The organism is Streptomyces herbicida (assembly GCF_032656585.1).
Classification (GTDB): Bacteria; Actinomycetota; Actinomycetes; order Streptomycetales; family Streptomycetaceae; genus Streptomyces; species Streptomyces herbicida.
The window spans coordinates 238,247-254,502 of record NZ_JAUYWJ010000006.1 but is presented as its reverse complement, the minus strand read 5'-3'; the positions used below and the strand labels follow the sequence as shown (position 1 = coordinate 254,502).

Genomic DNA, 16,256 nt, shown 5'->3' with positions numbered 1-16,256 from the left:
ACTCAAACGAATTCATTGACTACTCACTCGCTGACTGCTCAACTAAATCTACCGGGCCGGGCGCCACCTGTCAGGGGCGCGTCGTCATGAGCGAAAGGGAGAGCAGGCATGGACCTCAACCGATGGCTGGGCGAAGCGACCCAGGCGGTCCAGGACTGGTCCGCGGACTTCGGCCCCTACGAGCCGCACCTCGCCCTGAAGGTCACAGACGAGGCGTTCGCCCCCGTGTTCGCCGACTTCACGGACCGGCTGCGGGACAACTACCCGTTCTTCCACCCACGGTACGCAGGCCAGATGCTCAAGCCGCCGCACCCGGCCGCCGTGGTCGGCTACCTCACCGCGATGCTGATCAATCCGAACAACCATGCCCTGGACGGCGGCCCGGCCACCGCGCGGATGGAGCGGGAGGCCGTGGCACAACTGGCAGCCATGTTCGGGTTCGACACACACCTGGGCCACCTCACCACCAGCGGCACCATCGCCAACCTGGAGGCCCTCTTCGTCGCCCGGGAGAGCCACCCCGGCAAGGGAGTCGCCTACAGCGCCGAGGCCCACTACACGCACGGACGCATGTGCGGCGTGCTCGGCATGGAAGGGCACGCTGTTCCCGCTGACGACGCGGGCCGCATCGACCTCCTGGCACTGGAGCAGGTGCTGGGCACCGGGCGGGTGGGCACGGTCGTACTCACCGTCGGGACCACCGGACTGGGTGCGATCGACCCCGTGCACCGGGCGCTGCCACTGTGCCGACGCTACGGGGCCCGGGTCCATGTCGACGCCGCGTACGGGGGTTTCTTCACTTTGCTGGCGGGGGCCGACGGGCCCGAGGCACTCGCGCCGGAGCCCTGGCGCGCCGTCGCGGACTGCGACTCCGTGGTGATCGACCCGCACAAGCACGGGCTCCAGCCCTACGGCTGCGGCGCGGTCGTCTTCCGCGACCCCGAGGTGGGGCGCTTCTACCTGCACGACTCCCCGTACACATATTTCACCTCCACCGAACTGCACCTCGGCGAGATCAGCCTGGAATGCTCCCGGGCCGGCGCGGCGGCTGCCGCGCTCTGGCTCACCTTCCAGCTGCTGCCACCCACCCCGCAAGGGCTGGGGCGCGTGCTGGCGGCGGGCCGCAGAGCAGCCCTGCGTTGGGCAGAGCTCATTGACGCGTCAGATCTTCTGACCCTGTATCAACAGCCCGAACTCGACATCGTCAGCTACTTCCCCGCCGTCGAACCGGCCGTCCTGTCCGCCGTCGACCATGCCTCGGCCCGCATCCTCAGCGACGGCATGACCGCCCGGGACGCCGTCTTCGTCAGCACGCTCCGGGCCTCCGCCGACGCCTTTGCCCGCCGCCATCCCAAAATCGACCGCGATACCGATGGCGCCCGTATCCTGCGCAGCGTGCTCATGAAGCCCGAGAGCGAACACCACGTCGAGCAGTTGCACACCGCCGTGGAACGCCTCATATGACACCGGGCCCGCCGGCCGGCGGGGATCAGGTGACGCGGCGCAGGGCGTCGGAGGTGAGGTCGGCGAGGGTGGGGTAGCCGTCGACGGCCATGATCAGGTCGGCTTCGGCGAGCAGGGCCCGCAGGACGTGGACGATCCCGGCTTCGCCGCCGTGGGCGAGGCCGTATGTGTAGGGGCGGCCGACGGCGGTGGCGCCCAGGGCGATGGCCTTGATGACGTCCGCTCCCGTGCGGACACCGGAGTAGAACAGGACGGGCATGCCGTCGGCGGCCTCGACCACGGCGGGCAGGGCGTCGAGGGCGGGCAGGCCGCAGTTGGCCTGGCGTCGTCGACCGCGTCATCACCCTGCGCCAGGACAAGCTGCTCGGGCGCCTCCTGGACCCCCATGGCCGCTCCGTCGGCATCATCCCGCCCGACCTCTGGGCGGAGCCGACTGCCTGACGCACACGGTGCCCCGAGCACAGCGTCAGCCCACGAGCGGCGCCGACACCCCGCATGGGCGGGACCAGCCCCGGGCGGCGGCACATCGGTCCGTGTGTCAAGTCCCGACATGCAGTGCCATGACGCGGCACAACGGCCAGGGCGCAATGGAGGCATGGGTCCACGCGGAACTACGGCACCTGCTGAGGAGTGAGCCACATGCCCAACCGTCCTGACCAGCCCTCGACACCGGTCACGGAACCAACCGGCCCGGGTCGACCGAAGGGTCTCCGCGCCGCGGCGCGATGGCAGATCCTCGCTCTCGCCGCCTTCGCGATCTGCTTCTGCACGCTCGCGGTGCAGTGGCAGAGCACCCCAACCCTCGGCGGCAAGGTGATCCTCAAGCCCGCCACGGCACCCGGGCTCGTTCCCTTCGCAGGTAGCGCTGCTTCAGGTGGCGACCGTGCCCCTCTCCCAGTCCACTACAGCGGAGCCATTGCTACGGGCGCACCGACCCCGACCAATACCGTCAGCGTGCTGACTCTCGTGATCGCCGGGGCATCAGGCACCGGAGGCTTCCTCAGCGGTGTCGCGGCGCTGATCACGGTACGACAAGGCACGCACCAGATGCAGAGGCGGCAGGCTGTGCTCTTCCGGCCCGCCCGCTTGCGGAGGCGCCGCCACCGTTGAGTCGCCCCGGCCATCTCACCCACCTCCCTTCATTGGCTCGGAACGGTCTGTGTCGGGGCCCCCACTGCGCTGCCGCACAGCATCACCATCGACATGAAGAGGCCCCGCACGGTCTCCCAGCTCACCTATCAGCCGCGTCAGGGCTCCGCGAACGGCCGGATCGGCGCCTTCACCGTCACGACCAGTTCGGACGGCGCGTCCTTCGGCGCGCCGGTGGCCTCCGGCACCTGGGCCGATGACGACACGGTCAAGGCCCTCCAGGCCAACGCGCGGCCCCTGCCCGGCACCTGCGAGGGCGGTTGCGGTGCCGGGCTCGCCGATGCCGCCAAGACCGTCGAGAGTGTCTCGAAGGGCGCGGCCGCGCCCCCGGGAACAGGCTCCGGTGACGGACCGGCGGCGGACAGCACGGATCTCAGCGCGTGCTTCGACAACGCCTGTGAGGTCGAAGTGACAGGCGAAGACACGATCAAGCCCGACGGCAAGGCGGGCATTGACGAACTCAGGATCGACAGCGTCGCCGACAACACGCTGAACTTCACGGGTTCGTCCGGCAACGGCGCTCAGCAGTCCAGCAGCGGCCAGACCGCCCCGGGCCGGTCGACGGTCAACAACCTTGTGGTCGACCTCATCAGCATCGACGGGAACCGGGCGATCATCCGTCTTTCCTGATCCCTCTACGGAACAGCGTGGCACCGAAGGGGTGGGTGCCACGCTGCCCGGAGCGGTCAGCTACGGGGGAAGAAGACTTCCACGATTACCGCCCACAGAGCGCGTACGCCCAGTGCGACGGCGATCCGCTTGGCCATCTCCGCCCGCAACCCCGCTCGTGGGGTCGACTCTTTGTCGCCCATCTCTCCACCTCGTTTTCTTTTTCACGGGTGGGACGGCGCGAGGGCTGGAGCCCTGGCGACGCCCCACGGAGCGCCGGGCGGCACCCCTTCCCCCCTCCCCTTTCTTCGTTCGAGGCGGACGACAACTCCCAAGGTATCGGGAGAAGTTGATCGTTTCACCCGATTCCTCGCAGTCGCCTGGGTGCGCATACGCCGCGGCGGGCCGGCATGCCCGCAGCACCAGCCCCTCAGGACGCGTGGCGGAACGTCGCGGCGGGGCCGACCACGCCCGGACCGAACTTCGCGCGGATGCGGTCCATCGCGGCCTCGGCGACGAGCCGGGACTCGCGGGCGTCGTCCAGGCTGATCTGCTGGGTGATCCGGTCGGCGTCGACGAGGTCCTCACCCCTGAGGACGAGCCCGGTCAGGCGGCCACGCTGCAGTCCGGCGGCGTCCATCAGCTGATAGGCCGGCGTGCGCAGGTCCTCATCGTGCGCGGACGCCTCGGGCAGGCGGCGGGTCTTCTCCCACCTCGCCCCGCCGGCGAACCGCAGGGTCAAGGTGACGGCGCGGGCCGCCTGGCCACGTCGGCGAAGCAGCATGCCGAGCTGGACGACCAGTTCGAGCAGGGTGGCACGGACGGCGGCGCCGTCCAGAGTGTGTCGGTCGAAGGTGTGCTGCACGGAGGCCGAGGCAGGCAGCGCTCTGGGGACAACCGGGCGGGGATCGATGCCGCGGGCCCGGTCGGCGGCCGCGCGTCCGGCACGCCCACCGAGAAGCCGCTGCACGGTGGCGGGCGGGACCGCGGCGAGCAGACCGACGTTGTGGATGCCGTAGTCGCGCAGTGCCTCGGCCTGGCGGGCGCCGATGCCGTGCAGGGCCTCCACCGGCAGTGGGGCGAGCCAGTCGACGGCATGCTCGGGTGAAATGGTGAGGACGCCTCCGGGGCCGGTGATCTGTCCGGAGGCGGTGGCCGCGACGGTGATCGACGGACCGATACCGACCCGGACGTCGACACCGAGGCGAGAGATGGTCCGCACCCGCAGGATCTCTCCCAGCCGCCGCACATCGGAGCCGTGGTAGCGCAGAGCGCCCTTGAGCTCCACCAGGGCCGCGGACGGCGGCAGCGCCTGCACGACGGGGGAAAGCTCTGTCAGCTGCTCCAGGACCTGCCGATAGACGCCTTCCGGCACGCGCTCCGGGCAGCGCACATGCATCACCGTCGCCACCTGGTGTGCCGTCGCCTCGCCTGTCATGACACCCACCTCCCACCTCTCACCTCTCACATTATCGAACGAAAATTCGAACACGCGAGTACCCGAGAGATCCGGCCGGCCTGTGACTGGCCAGCACAGTTTGCGAATGGCCACCGTTCTGCGGGCGAGCCGCTATGCATCCCGGCTGCTACCGAGAGTGAGAGTCGACTCGGAGTTCCCTCACGGATCACGTAGTGGTTGGCCGATGTCGGGGTCTACTGGTTCCGGCGGTACTGCCACCTGCGACGATTTGCTGGTGAGCTATGACCTCGCTGTGTGGGACGGTGAACGTCCACTCGACAACCACCATGCAGGCTCGACATACGACGAGCTCTACCTGCGCTACCTGGAGTCGGACGACGTCGCCGTGCCTCCGGCGCCGCGCATTGCGGCCTACGTGGAAGCGCTCGTGGAACGGTACCCGGACGAACGTAGATCGCAGCGTCGTATGGGCGTCACCGCCGGTTGTCGAGGAGGCATCGGGGCCGATCGTGTACCTGCTCATGTCCTACGGCAAGGCTGAGGAAGTGTCCGAGTACGCCGCCTCGCCGGCTCGCGAGCACGGTCTCGTCTGCTTCGATCCGCAGCGAGAATGCCTCCGGCAGTGAAGTGCCCGACGGTGGCTCCCACCCCGGCAGAGCTCCGGCCCAAGCCGAGCGTGCCGAGGAATCCGATCCGCCTGCTGCCGGTGACAAGGCCCGTGACGCCACGGCAGCAGCCGGCGGAGTGCGCAGCAGCCGTCGCCCATCACGCCGTCGCGGAGTCCCTCACGGCGCCGGGGTCGCCGGGCACGTGGCGTTGTCGGCCGGAAGTTGCCCGGTGAGCAGATAGCGGCTGCCGTGGCGGTCCATGCAAGTGTTGCCGGCGAACAGATACTGCCCGTGGTTGCCACCGCCCGCGACGACGAGGCGGGAACCGGCCAGCACCTGGTGCATGCGCCGCCCGCCCTCGACCGGGGTTGCCGGATCGTCCTTCGCCTGGAGCAGCAGGACCGGCGGCGTCCGAGCCGAACCGATCTTCACCGGCCGAGCCGTCGGCGCCTTCCAGAAGGCACACGGCGCGCTGTACCAGGTGTTCAGCCAGGCGAACAGCGGAGCCTTATCGGCCGACGCAGCCGTATCCCGGTGCCAGGTCGCCCAGTCGCGGGGCCAGGCGTCGTCCACGCAGTTGTAGGCGAGCTGGGCCGGATCCACGCCGCCGAAGGCGAGCTGGTCGGTGGCGCTGAGCAGGCTGCTCGCATCCCCGGCCCGGTAGTCGGAGACGGCCTGTGCCACATCGGCCCAGGTCAGATCCGTGTACATGGCGGACGCCAGCAGATCGTCGAGCTCGGCGCCGCCCGCCCGGCTCCCGGCCGGCTTGGCGTCCAGCTTCTTACGGGTGGCCTCCCACGCGGCCGCCACCTTGGTCTGCGTGGCACCCAGGTGGTAGGTCCCATCCTTCTTTGCCGCCCAGGCGAAGAACTGGCCAGCCCGGTGCTGGAGCGCCGGATTCTGCTCGTACTGCGAGGCATAGGTGGTGACGGTCGGGTCGACGACGCTGTCCAGAATCATGCGGCCGGTGTGCGACGGGAACAGTGTCGCGTACGTGGCGCCGAGCTTCGTCCCGTACGAATAGCCGAGGTAGTCCATCCTGTCGCGGTGGAACGCGGTACGGATCCGGTCCATGTCGCGGGCCGCGTTCTCGGTGGTGATGTACGGCAGCAGGTTCTTTGATTTCGCGTCGCACTGCTCGGCGATCTTGCGGGCCACGGTGCGCCGCGCCTGCTCCTGCCCGTCGTTCGCGGGCGTGTACGGCACGGCCGGGTGCTTGATCAGCTTGGTCGTGTCCCCGCAGGAGACCGGGGTGCTGGCACCGACGCCGCGCGGGTCGAAGCTGACGACGTTGTACTTCGCGCCGACGTCCTGGGGCAGCGAGCTCCACACCAGCTTGGCCGTACCGATGCCCGATTCGCCCGGTCCGCCCGGGTTGACCACGAGGGTGCGCGGCGCGTTCAGATCACCGGCCATCGACAGGGTGAGCTTGATCTGTCGTCCACCCGAGTTGGCGTAGTCGAGAGGGACCTTGAGGGTGGTGCAGTACGTGCCGCGGGGCGCGTCGGAGCCCGCGGGACAGGTGGACCAGTGGAGTGCGGCGGGCCCCGTGGCCCTGGCGGCCGGCGCCGCGTCGGCCGCCTGCGGCCCGGCGAGAGCGACGAGCCCCAGGGCGGTGGTGACCGCCGCACTACGTCGTATCAGGTGACTGGGCACGCTGGACAAGTGCTCCTGCTTTCAGGTCAGTTCTGCTGCTGGCGGCAAGCAAGACGAGGCCGTGGGTCGAAGGGTTGTGTTGCGACAGGGGTTGTTCTTGAGGGGCAGCTCCCAGTGGTGGAGATTGCACCCCTACCCGGAACGGGCGAAGCGGGTCCGCCACAGGTCGCGGAGCAGCGCGATCTCGGCCATGTGGTGGATGAATTCGAGGTTGGCCCCCGACAGCACGGCGATGAAGGGGTTGTCGGCGTCGTTGCTGTACGGGTACTGCGAGAAGCCGACCATGTCGAGCTGCTCGTCGGTGACGGCGGCGACACTGTCACGCCAGCGGTCGATCAGCGCCCAGAACCGCTCGAGTGCCAGGGCGGCGCAGGGGGTGAAGTCGACCAACTGCTTGGGTTCCTGCCGCCGTTCTCCGAAAGTCCACTCCCATCCGCCCGCGAAGTGGAAGTGCAGGTGCCCCAGCCGCCACGCGATGGTCGTGATCGGCGTTTCGTCAGGCTCCGGTGCGCCGGTGTGGGCGAGGACCTGCTCGACCCGCTCGCTGCTCACGCTCCAGTCATCGGCGATCTTGGCGACGGTCATTCCCTCTGCGGCCTGCCGGGCGACTTCGGCGTACTCGCTTGCCGGGATGTCCGGGGCGCCCAGGTCGAGCAGCCACTCACCCGGCCCGAACGCCCTGGGCGTCGCCGCCTCGCCCCGGCGCCGTATCGACCAGGAACCAGGCGCCGGCTCCCACAGGTACTCCTCGTCTCCGAGCCCCGTCAGCCGCACCTGGGCCATCTCCCTGGCCTGGTCGAACTGGTCGAGCAGCAAGCCCAAACGGTCGGTTCGCGCGCCCTCGGTCTCCATACTCGGCTCCCTTCGCAGTCGCGTCTCGTACCTCACCGTGTTCAGGCGGAAGTTAACGGCTGCTCCCCCGGGGCGCGACCGATTTCCTTCCCGTCCCCCGCGCCCCGCAGCCCCCACAGCCGGCTCTCACGACCCAGTCGTCCATGGAGATTCGTGAGGGGCGTCCGCGGATGGTTCGGCTGCCGAGACCTGCTGGTCGTCCGGGATCGGGAAGGCCACCACCTCATCCACCGGTCCCCGCAGATCCACCGTGAAACCCGCGTGCTCGAGCGCTTGGGCACCCTGCGTGGTCGCCATGGCGAGTGCGAGCCGCTCGGAGACGAACTCCACGACAACGGCCTCGGTCTCGTCCACGGCCGTGGCCAACTCGGGCGGACCCAGGGCGTCCGGCAGTTCGACCCTCGCCCGGAGCACCGGGCGGTCTTCCAGCGCGGCGATGGCGAACGCCGGGTGAGCCGCCGAACGCATCCCGGCCTCGCGTGCGAAAGCGCGCTCGTCCGCGTCCTCGCCCACGAAGACACAGTCGTCGGCTGCCGCTCCCCCGGTGCTCGCGACCGCCTGGTCGAAGATACTGCGGCTGTCCTTCGCACCCCAGTTCACAAGTGCCTCGTCCGTGAAAGAGCCGGGCAACGCCTCCTGCAGCGCGGCCACTGCACGTGCGGCAGCACTCTCGCCCGGACCGGGGTCGGAGATGATGCCCTTCCGGACCTCGCCGAGGGCGTCGAGCACAGCCATGACACGCGGTCGGGGCTGAAGTGTCAGGGAACCGTCGGGTTCCACATGGGCATCCGCCAAGGTCGCCCCGATGTCGAAGAAAATCACTGGCATGTGAAGTGCCTCCCCCTGGTGGCTGTCTTCGAGTCGCATCCACCCGGGTGATACTCGCGAAGCGGACAGCTCAACGACCTGGGTGCGCGCCCAATGATTGAGAACCGACCAGCAGGGAGGTGCCGGTCGGAGTCAGCGTGTGGAGGACGTGCGCGGCGTGACGGCTGCTGGCGAGAAGGCCCGCGTTGCGCAGGACTCCGGCGTGCTTGCTCGCGGAGGGCGCGGAGATCCCGACCGCACGGGCGATCTCCCCGGTAGTGGCGCCCGCGCCCGCCGCGACGACGCAGAGCACGGTCGCCCGAGTACGGCCCAGCAGGGCAGCCAGTGGGGTGGCGGGCCGGATGCCGATGGCGGTCGGTTCGTGCAGCAGGGGGTAGACCAGCACGGGCGGCAGTTGGGGATCGGCGAGACTGACCGGGCTGTTCCAGCAGAAGTAGGACGGCACGAGGCGCAGACCCCGGCCGTCCAGGTACAGATCCCGGTCGTCGACGGGATAGCGGACCTCCAGGATCGGGGGCCGCCAGATCATGCCGGGTCCAAGTCCGGCCAGCATCCGGTCCACACCGCCGTCGAGCAGATCGCGGCAACACTGCGACCGCGCCGCTTCGATGCGCGAGTGCATCGCCTCGGTGAACGGGGCGACGGCCACCTCGTAATAGGCGCGGATCACCGCAACGAGCTCGGTGCGCTCCTGCCGGTCCGTGAGTCGTCGTACCCAGGCCGGAGCACCCACACGGTGGTCGAGCACCGCCAGTTCATCGCGCACGCGCCCGGGCGGGGTGGACATGATCGCGTCGAGACCTGCGTTGAGCCCCTCGCCCAGAGCGGGGGAAGGCGTCAGGAAGTCCGGAAAGTAGACGGCTCGTGGGTACAGGGGCAAGAGCACGTCACGCACGGTGCGTTCGAGGCGGCTCTCCCGGATGCGGGCCCCGACGGTCCGGTACCACTCGGCGTAGGCCCAGCGGCCGGCACGGGTCTGGAAGCGGTGCAGACTCGCGGCCACCTCCCACAGGGGATCGGGCACCCGGGCCACTCTGGTTCTCGCCAGGTCGATCTCTGAGAAATGAATGCGGAGCATCCCGGTCCCCTGTCCGGCCTCGGCATTTTCCTCCTGGCGACACACCATGGACCACTGAGGCGGAATTGGCAACAGTGGACGCGGCCAACCGCACACCTCAAGGGGGAATGGTGAGACGAATATTAGCCATGATCGCAGGAGTTGTGATTCTGCTCGGTGCCATGGCCGGAACATCGGCGGCAAGTTCGGCAAATGATTCCGCAAACCAGGGCAAGGCATCCGCGGTGGCATCCTTCACCTCGGTAAAGGCTGCCGCGGCACCTACTGGTTGCACCTCCAGCAATTTCTGCTTCTGGGTGAACGCGGGATACTCCGACGGGCCGGGAAAACTCTCCGGAAAGAACTCCGACTGGTCCGTCTTCGGTCACTCCAGCTGTCCGAGCCGCACATGGAACGACTGCGCCTCGTCGGACTACAACAACGGAGTCAGCTGTGACGCCGTCGTGTGGACCGGCAAGTCCTACGGCGGAACCGGCGGCTGGGTCCCGAAGGGCACCGGAGGCAACTTCACCTCGACGTTCAACGACGCCGTCTCGTCGAACAGCTGGGGCGTATACGCGACCGGCGGCACCAACTCGACCTGCACCGGCCCCGTGCCGTAAGGGACGGGGCACCTCAGTTCCCCAGGCTCCAGGTGCCCGCGGGCAGCAGTCCGCGGGCACCGCACGTCCCACCCCGCCGACCGAGAGGCCCAGGACACCATGCGACGCGCATCGCTCGCCTGCGCGGTGGCGGGAGTCCTCGCGCTCGCCGCGTGCGGAACGACCGACGACGCGCACGAGAAACGCGAGAGAACCCTCACCGCTGCCGAACTCGACCTGCTCACCCGGTCCGGGACCTTCGTCAGGACCAGCACCGGTCTTGCGAACAAGGAATCCGAACTCATCGCGGCCTGCATGGGAAAGAAGGGATTCCGCTACCGCGCCGACAAGACAGCACGGCCGACCGGATCCGACGAGCAGCAGACGCTGAACCTGCGAGACCGGCGAAGCCGGGGATACGGTCTGGGAGATCAATACGCAGCCGGCTCGGACGGTCGCAGTTCATCACCGAACGACGCCTATGTGGCCGCACTGTCGAAGAAAGAGTCTGCCGCCTATATGAAAGCCCTGCGCGGGGGCGGTTCGGATTTCCGCGAGATGCGTTTCGGGGGCGGCCAGAAGGTCACGTTCTCGGCACGGGGATGCGAGGCCGAGAGCCGGAAGCACCTCTACGGAAGTCTCGACGACTGGGTTTCCGTCGCTTATTACCCGCAGAACCTCAACGGCAGGCTCACTGCTCTGGTGGAGGAATCCCCGAAGTACCGCAAGGCCATGACCGGCTGGAAGACGTGCATGCGGGCCGAGGGATACCCGTACGCCTCTCCCGACGACGCCTACGAACGGCTCAGGGGCGCGTATCACAAGCAGGGCGCCACCCCGGCTCTGCGCAAGCGCGAGGTCTCTGTCGCCGTCGCGGACGGCAAGTGCGCCGCGAAACTCCACATCCCGAGCCTCGTACTCGCTCTGCGCCGGAACTACGCCCGGTCCTTGCCGGACGCCGACAAGGTCCGGCTGCGGTACCTCACCTCCGTCTGGCGGGCAGCCGCCGACCGGGCGCGCTGAGGTCCGGGCGCGTCACCTTCAGCTGGGTCACCACAAGACCGGCGGACCCTGTTCGATGCGGCGCAGCACCGGTGTGAGCCGGTCGAGTGCTTCGCTGGTCTGGATCTGCCGTTCGTCCCACCAGGTGGCTCCCGCCTCGGCCAACGGACCGATCAGATCACGGGTCTTGGCGGCGTCGTCGCCCGGCGTGGCACCGCCGAGGACGATCTCGAACGGAGCGCCGGACCGGTCCTCGCGCTCCTTGCGCACGAAGGCGACCAGGTCGCGGACCTGACCGACAGGTGGCACATGGCCGTGCCTGGCGTCGGTGAACAGTGGGACCGCGCCGTCCCAGCGGGCGGCCCGGCGCATCGGCAAACGATTCGGCCAGAAGCCGGCGACCCAGACCGGCGGCCGAGGACGTTGCACCGTGGCGGGGAGCAGGGTCACGTCCCGTACCTGGTAGTGCCGTCCGTCGTGGTTCACCGGTTTGCCCGACCAGAATCGCTGCAGCAGGTCCAGGCCTTCGTCCAGCCGCTCGGCCAGCTCCTTGGGGTCCGTGGTGTCCCCGAAACTCGCGTACTCGTCCTCAATGGGCCCGCCAAGCCCTGCGGCGAAGACGACCCGACCGCCGCTCACGGCATCCAGGGTCGCCACCTGGCGGGCGAGCTGCTGCGGGCGTCGCCGGGCGACCGGGGTGACCAACGTGCCCAGCCTGATCCGGGAGGTCGCCAACGCAGCGGCCGTGAGCAGCATCCAGGGGTCTCCGAAGGGCCTGCCCTCGTGCTTGCGATGCAGCACGTGATCCCAGACGAACAGCCCGTCCCACCCTGCCTGTTCCGCCGCCACGGCAACCTTGGCCACGGTCCTGGGATCAGCGAAGTCACCGAAGTTGGGAATGTTGACCGAGAAGCGCATCCCCGCATCCTGCGGCACGGTACGGGGACCGGCAAGCGAATAGTGGACGCGCCTGCGCACCCCCCTTCAGAATTCGCCCTGCTTCGCGCGACGGACCTGCCGCCCCGCCCCGTAGAGCAGACGACAGCGGCTCACATGGAGGGGAGCAGGACTTGGCAGGGCACAGAGTCACAGGCGCCAGGAGCGCGGCGATCACGGTGGCAGCCATGGCAGCGCTGACCGCATCACAGCCGCCGGGCGCGGTCCCGGCGCGAACCTCCGCACCCGCGCGCCCCGCGCCCGCCGAGCACGGGCCCAGCGTGACAGGCGACACCCCGTACCGCACCGACCTCCCGCCGCTGCGGACCGGGGAGCACCAGCGCGGGGCATCGGTGGCGAGCGCCACGCTGCCGGTGACCGTGTTCGCCGCCTACCGACACGCCGAGGCGGAGCTCGCGCACACGGCGCCCGGCTGCCGGCTGCGGTGGCAGCTGCTGGCCGCGATCGGCCAGGTGGAGTCCGGGCAGGCACGGGGCGGTCGGGTGACGGCGGACGGAACGACCGTGGCGCCGGTCCTCGGGCCACGGCTGGACGGCCGCGCCTTCGCCCTGGTGCGGGACACCGACCGCGGCGCGTACGACGGGGACCCGGACTACGACCGTGCCGTCGGACCGATGCAGTTCATCCCCGCGACGTGGGCCCGCTGGGGCACGGACGGCAACGGCGACGGTCGGGCGGACCCGGACAACATTTTCGACGCGGCGCTCGCCGCCGGGCGCTACCTGTGCGCGGGCGGGCGGGACCTCTCCGACCCGGCCGGACTGGACGGGGCGATCCTCGGCTACAACCACTCGCAGGCGTATCTGCGCACCGTCAGAGCCTGGTATGCGTACTTCCTGCAAGGGCACCGGGTGGTGCCGGACAGCTCGGCAGGGTCGTCGGCGCGCCCCGAGCGGTCGCACCAGGAGCCCACCGGCCCGAAGCCGACGCCGTCCGCCCGTCAGAGCGCCGCCCCGGCCCGAACCCCCTCCGCGCCTGCATCACCGATTCCCGCCGGCTCACGCCCGGCGCCCCGGGCCGAGAAGCCGGACGAGCCCCAACTCCCGTTGCCCGGCGCGGACATCGAACTGCCCGGCGACCGCCCGTTGCCCAGCGACGGTCCGCTGACCAGCAACGGAGTGGACTCGTTGACCGCCGCCCCCTCCCCAACCGCGGATACTGGGCGGTAATGTCGCCACCCGCCGGACGGCACGAGACCGGCGAGTGAGCGCAAAGGGGCCCTCATGGCGACGGACATGTCCGACATGCCTGCAGAGATACAGGCGGCCTACGACCGTTGGCAGCGTATGTGGAGCCACCGCGAGCAGCTGCTCAAGGTGGCCCGGCGCAGGTCGATGAGCCCAGAGGACGCAGAGGACGCGGTGCACGAGGCGATGCTGCGCGCCGCGGAGCGGCCCGACCTGGACGACGAGCGTCTCGGTGCCTGGCTGACGACCGTGACCATGCGGCTGTGCGTCGACCGGTACCGCCAGGTCAATCGCGAGGCCCAGGTGCGCAGCAGTCCCACGCTCGTCGCGCCGGGCCCGGTGCCCGTCGAAGAGGCGGTGTGCGATCGGGCCGAGGCCAAGTGGCTGGCCGTCCGCAGCGGGGAGCTGCCCGCGCGCCAGGCCGAGGCGCTCCGGCTGAAGTCCGAGGACCTCGATGTCGGCCAGGTCGCCGTGCGCATGGGACTGAGCTACCGGACTGTCGAGTCGCTGCTCGCCCGGGCGCGGCGCACGCTGCGCAACTCACTGGCCGCGACGCTCGGGTTCGCGTTGTTCCTGTTCGGGCGCGGGCGACTGCGGGCGAGCGGCAAGGCACAGGCCGTGGCGGCCGCGTCGACGGCGGCGACCTTGGCGGTAGCGGGGTACGTACTGCCGCACGCTCTCGGAGCGGGCGGGCCGGACAACACGGCTCCCCCGCCCTCGGCATCCTCTGTGTCCGGGACCCCTGCCGAGACTGTCCGGCCCGACGGGGCCGCCCGGACACCTTCCACGAAGGCCCGCGAGCTGTCGGCCCCCGCGACAGCTTCCGGAGCGACGGCTTCACCCGGTGATCACCGCCGTGCGCTGCTGCCGCTGACGATGCCGCCCATGCCGGAGACCTCCCTGTCACCCTTGCCGGCCGTCCCTGACGTCCCGAGCGTGTCGGACCTCCCGAGCGTGCCCGCCCTTCCCGATCTGCCGGACGCGTCCACGATCCCGACTGCTCTGCCGTCCGTCCCGGCGCCTCCCACCGAGGTACCGGCGCCGACCGCACTGCCGTAGTCCCGCCGCGAGTCCTTCCGAAAAAAAATCTCCCTCCTCCGCGACGGACGCGCCGCCTCTCCCCGTAGAGCAGATGTCGGAGCTGCTCCCCGGCGGAAGGGTGGAACGGATGGGTGTCGAGATCTGCGTGGAAGGACTGACCAAGTCCTTCGGTCACCAGGTCATCTGGGAGGACGTCTCGCTGACGCTGCCCGCCGGGGAGGTCTCGGTCATGCTCGGCCCCTCGGGCACGGGCAAGTCGGTGTTCCTCAAGACGCTCGTCGGACTGCTGAAGCCGGACCGCGGCTCCGTGAAGATCGCCGGTCGTGACATCACCGGGCTGCGCGAACGCGAGCTCTACGAGGTACGGAAGCTGTTCGGCGTGCTGTTCCAGGACGGCGCGCTGTTCGGCTCGATGAGCCTGTACGACAACATCGCCTTCCCGCTGCGCGAGCACACCCGCAAGTCCGAGAGCCAGATCCGGCGCATCGTGCTCGAGAAAATGGACATGGTCGGGCTGATCGGCTCCGAAGGGAAGCTGCCCGGCGAGATCTCCGGCGGGATGCGCAAGCGTGCGGGCCTGGCACGGGCGCTCGTGCTGGACCCCGAAATCATCCTCTTCGACGAACCCGACTCCGGCCTCGACCCCGTGCGCGTCGCCTATCTCAACCAGCTGATCGTCGACCTCAATGCGCAGATCGACGCCACTTTTCTGATCGTGACGCACGACATCGCCTCGGCCCGCCAGGTGCCGGACAACATCGGGCTGCTGTTCCGGCGCGAGCTGGTCATGTTCGGTCCGCGCGAGCAGTTGCTGTCCAGCGACGAACCCGTCGTACGGCAGTTCCTGAACGGCCGGATGCAGGGCCCGATCGGCATGGCGGAGGAGAAGGACGCCGCGCAGGTGCGGCAGGAGCTCGCCCAACTCGTCGACAGAGCGCCCGTCCGGGACCTCACCCCCCGCCTCCTGCCGGGACCCGGCATCGTCCGCCCACCGCGCTGGGAGGCGATCGCGGGACGGGAGGCCGAGCTGCGACGGAAGGAGGTGGCGGAGCGATGAGGCTGTCACCGACCGGAGCGCTCAGGCAGTCGGGGAACCTCTTCGCGATGACCCTGGACGTCGTCCGGACCCTGCCCCGACGGCCGTTCCAAGCACGGGAGTTCATCCAGCAGGCCTGGTTCGTCGCGAGCGTCACGATTCTGCCGGCGGCTCTCGTGTCCATCCCGTTCGGAGCGGTCATCGCGCTGCAGATCGGCAGTCTGACCAGACAGCTGGGCGCCCAGTCCTTCTCCGGGGCCGCCTCGGTCCTCGCGGTGCTGCGGGAGGCCTCGCCGATCGTGACGGCGCTGCTGATCGCGGGCGCGGGCGGTACGGCGATCTGCGCGGATCTCGGGGCGCGGAAGATCCGCGAGGAGATCGACGCGATGCAGGTCCTCGGCATCGATCCCATCCACCGGCTGGTCGTTCCGCGCGTGCTGGCGTCGATGGTGGTGGCGGTGCTGCTCAACGGCCTGGTGTCGGTGGTCGGTGTCGCGGGCGGCTACTTCTTCAATGTCGTCCTGCAGAACGGCACTCCGGGCGCCTATCTCGCCTCCTTCACCACGCTCGCCCAGCTCTCCGACCTGTGGGCGGCCGAGATCAAGGCGCTGGTGTTCGGTGCGATCGCCGCGATCGTCGCCTCGTACAAGGGACTCACCGCGAAGGGCGGCCCGAAGGGCGTGGGCGACGCGGTGAACCAGTCGGTGGTGATCACCTTCATGTTGCTGTTCGTGACCAACTTCGTGATGACCGCGGTGTACTTCCAGGTCGTCCCGCAGAGGGGTTAG

The 16,256-nt window shown here is 69.5% G+C and carries 16 protein-coding genes and 1 pseudogene; 9 read left to right on the top strand and 8 right to left on the bottom strand.

Annotated features, from left to right (window positions below; translation table 11 throughout):
• Positions 1–108 precede the first annotated feature (108 nt).
• On the top strand, positions 109–1,464 hold the full coding sequence (locus tag Q8A52_RS15550) for a pyridoxal phosphate-dependent decarboxylase family protein (protein ID WP_316752279.1): 1,356 nt from the start codon (positions 109–111) through the stop codon (positions 1,462–1,464).
• Positions 1,465–1,489: 25 nt separating this feature from the next.
• Here the strand turns inward: Q8A52_RS15550 and Q8A52_RS15545 are convergent.
• Positions 1,490–1,789: pseudogene (locus Q8A52_RS15545) on the bottom strand (alpha-hydroxy-acid oxidizing protein); the annotation flags it as partial.
• A gap of 797 nt (positions 1,790–2,586) precedes the next feature.
• Here Q8A52_RS15545 and Q8A52_RS49060 point away from each other — a divergent pair.
• Entirely contained in the window at positions 2,587–3,243 is a 657-nt protein-coding gene (locus Q8A52_RS49060) for a discoidin domain-containing protein (protein ID WP_408649205.1), read from the top strand.
• Between the two features lie 409 nt (positions 3,244–3,652).
• Here Q8A52_RS49060 and Q8A52_RS15535 read toward each other — a convergent pair whose 3' ends face one another.
• Positions 3,653–4,660 carry a DNA polymerase Y family protein gene (locus Q8A52_RS15535; protein WP_316752277.1) on the bottom strand — a complete coding sequence of 336 codons (1,008 nt, stop codon included), beginning with the start codon at positions 4,658–4,660 and terminating at the stop codon, positions 3,653–3,655.
• A 256-nt stretch (positions 4,661–4,916) separates the two neighbouring features.
• On the opposite strand from Q8A52_RS15535, the gene Q8A52_RS15530 reads away from it, so the two are divergent.
• Entirely contained in the window at positions 4,917–5,183 is a 267-nt protein-coding gene (locus tag Q8A52_RS15530; protein ID WP_316752275.1) for a hypothetical protein, read from the top strand.
• Positions 5,184–5,427: 244 nt separating this feature from the next.
• Here the strand turns inward: Q8A52_RS15530 and Q8A52_RS15525 are convergent, their stop codons facing one another.
• The 5 genes from Q8A52_RS15525 to Q8A52_RS15505 all read right to left on the bottom strand — a co-directional run bounded on the left by Q8A52_RS15525 (position 5,428) and on the right by Q8A52_RS15505 (position 9,947).
• Positions 5,428–6,906 carry an alpha/beta hydrolase gene (locus Q8A52_RS15525; protein WP_316752272.1) on the bottom strand — a complete coding sequence of 493 codons (1,479 nt, stop codon included), beginning with the start codon at positions 6,904–6,906 and terminating at the stop codon, positions 5,428–5,430.
• A 132-nt stretch (positions 6,907–7,038) separates the two neighbouring features.
• Entirely contained in the window at positions 7,039–7,758 is a 720-nt protein-coding gene (locus tag Q8A52_RS15520; protein ID WP_316752270.1) for a DinB family protein, read from the bottom strand.
• A gap of 126 nt (positions 7,759–7,884) precedes the next feature.
• Positions 7,885–8,586, bottom strand: coding sequence for an HAD family hydrolase (locus Q8A52_RS15515; RefSeq protein WP_316752268.1), 702 nt, complete (start codon positions 8,584–8,586; stop codon positions 7,885–7,887).
• Positions 8,587–8,656: 70 nt separating this feature from the next.
• A complete protein-coding gene (locus Q8A52_RS15510) occupies positions 8,657–9,610 on the bottom strand; it encodes an ArsR/SmtB family transcription factor (protein ID WP_316752266.1) in 954 nt (317 codons plus the stop codon).
• 151 nt (positions 9,611–9,761) lie between these two features.
• Entirely contained in the window at positions 9,762–9,947 is a 186-nt protein-coding gene (locus Q8A52_RS15505) for a hypothetical protein (protein ID WP_316752264.1), read from the bottom strand.
• Between the two features lie 13 nt (positions 9,948–9,960).
• On the opposite strand from Q8A52_RS15505, the gene Q8A52_RS15500 reads away from it, so the two are divergent.
• The gene (locus Q8A52_RS15500) at positions 9,961–10,266 is read left to right on the top strand and encodes a hypothetical protein (RefSeq protein ID WP_316752263.1); all 306 of its coding nucleotides are present in this window, start codon (positions 9,961–9,963) and stop codon (positions 10,264–10,266) included.
• 99 nt (positions 10,267–10,365) lie between these two features.
• The gene (locus Q8A52_RS15495; protein WP_316752260.1) at positions 10,366–11,268 is read left to right on the top strand and encodes a hypothetical protein; all 903 of its coding nucleotides are present in this window, start codon (positions 10,366–10,368) and stop codon (positions 11,266–11,268) included.
• Positions 11,269–11,295: 27 nt separating this feature from the next.
• Here the strand turns inward: Q8A52_RS15495 and Q8A52_RS15490 are convergent, their stop codons facing one another.
• Positions 11,296–12,165: an LLM class flavin-dependent oxidoreductase gene (locus tag Q8A52_RS15490; RefSeq protein ID WP_316752257.1), complete on the bottom strand. Its 870-nt coding sequence runs from the start codon at positions 12,163–12,165 to the stop codon at positions 11,296–11,298.
• Positions 12,166–12,371: 206 nt separating this feature from the next.
• On the opposite strand from Q8A52_RS15490, the gene Q8A52_RS15485 reads away from it, so the two are divergent.
• The 4 genes from Q8A52_RS15485 (at position 12,372) to Q8A52_RS15470 (ending at position 16,256) form a co-directional block, all read left to right on the top strand.
• Positions 12,372–13,373 (top strand): lytic transglycosylase domain-containing protein, encoded by a 1,002-nt coding sequence (locus tag Q8A52_RS15485; protein WP_316752255.1) that lies wholly within the window; start codon positions 12,372–12,374, stop codon positions 13,371–13,373.
• A gap of 54 nt (positions 13,374–13,427) precedes the next feature.
• Entirely contained in the window at positions 13,428–14,450 is a 1,023-nt protein-coding gene (locus Q8A52_RS15480; RefSeq protein WP_316752253.1) for an RNA polymerase sigma factor, read from the top strand.
• A 109-nt stretch (positions 14,451–14,559) separates the two neighbouring features.
• Entirely contained in the window at positions 14,560–15,489 is a 930-nt protein-coding gene (locus tag Q8A52_RS15475; protein ID WP_316752251.1) for an ABC transporter ATP-binding protein, read from the top strand.
• Entirely contained in the window at positions 15,486–16,256 is a 771-nt protein-coding gene (locus Q8A52_RS15470; RefSeq protein WP_316752249.1) for an MlaE family ABC transporter permease, read from the top strand. The genes Q8A52_RS15475 and Q8A52_RS15470 overlap by 4 nt, the downstream gene beginning before the upstream one ends.

What these genes read in the sequence shown, in the direction of transcription:
- Q8A52_RS15550 (WP_316752279.1), top strand. Translation starts at nt 109, where the DNA reads ATGGACCTCAACCGATGGCTGGGCGAAGCGACCCAGGCGGTCCAGGAC.
- Q8A52_RS15535 (WP_316752277.1), bottom strand. Translation starts at nt 4,660, where the DNA reads ATGACAGGCGAGGCGACGGCACACCAGGTGGCGACGGTGATGCATGTG.
- Q8A52_RS15520 (WP_316752270.1), bottom strand. Translation starts at nt 7,758, where the DNA reads ATGGAGACCGAGGGCGCGCGAACCGACCGTTTGGGCTTGCTGCTCGAC.
- Q8A52_RS15515 (WP_316752268.1), bottom strand. Translation starts at nt 8,586, where the DNA reads ATGCCAGTGATTTTCTTCGACATCGGGGCGACCTTGGCGGATGCCCAT.
- Q8A52_RS15495 (WP_316752260.1), top strand. Translation starts at nt 10,366, where the DNA reads ATGCGACGCGCATCGCTCGCCTGCGCGGTGGCGGGAGTCCTCGCGCTC.
- Q8A52_RS15490 (WP_316752257.1), bottom strand. Translation starts at nt 12,165, where the DNA reads ATGCGCTTCTCGGTCAACATTCCCAACTTCGGTGACTTCGCTGATCCC.
- Q8A52_RS15485 (WP_316752255.1), top strand. Translation starts at nt 12,372, where the DNA reads ATGGCAGCGCTGACCGCATCACAGCCGCCGGGCGCGGTCCCGGCGCGA.
- Q8A52_RS15480 (WP_316752253.1), top strand. Translation starts at nt 13,428, where the DNA reads ATGGCGACGGACATGTCCGACATGCCTGCAGAGATACAGGCGGCCTAC.
- Q8A52_RS15475 (WP_316752251.1), top strand. Translation starts at nt 14,560, where the DNA reads ATGGGTGTCGAGATCTGCGTGGAAGGACTGACCAAGTCCTTCGGTCAC.
- Q8A52_RS15470 (WP_316752249.1), top strand. Translation starts at nt 15,486, where the DNA reads ATGAGGCTGTCACCGACCGGAGCGCTCAGGCAGTCGGGGAACCTCTTC.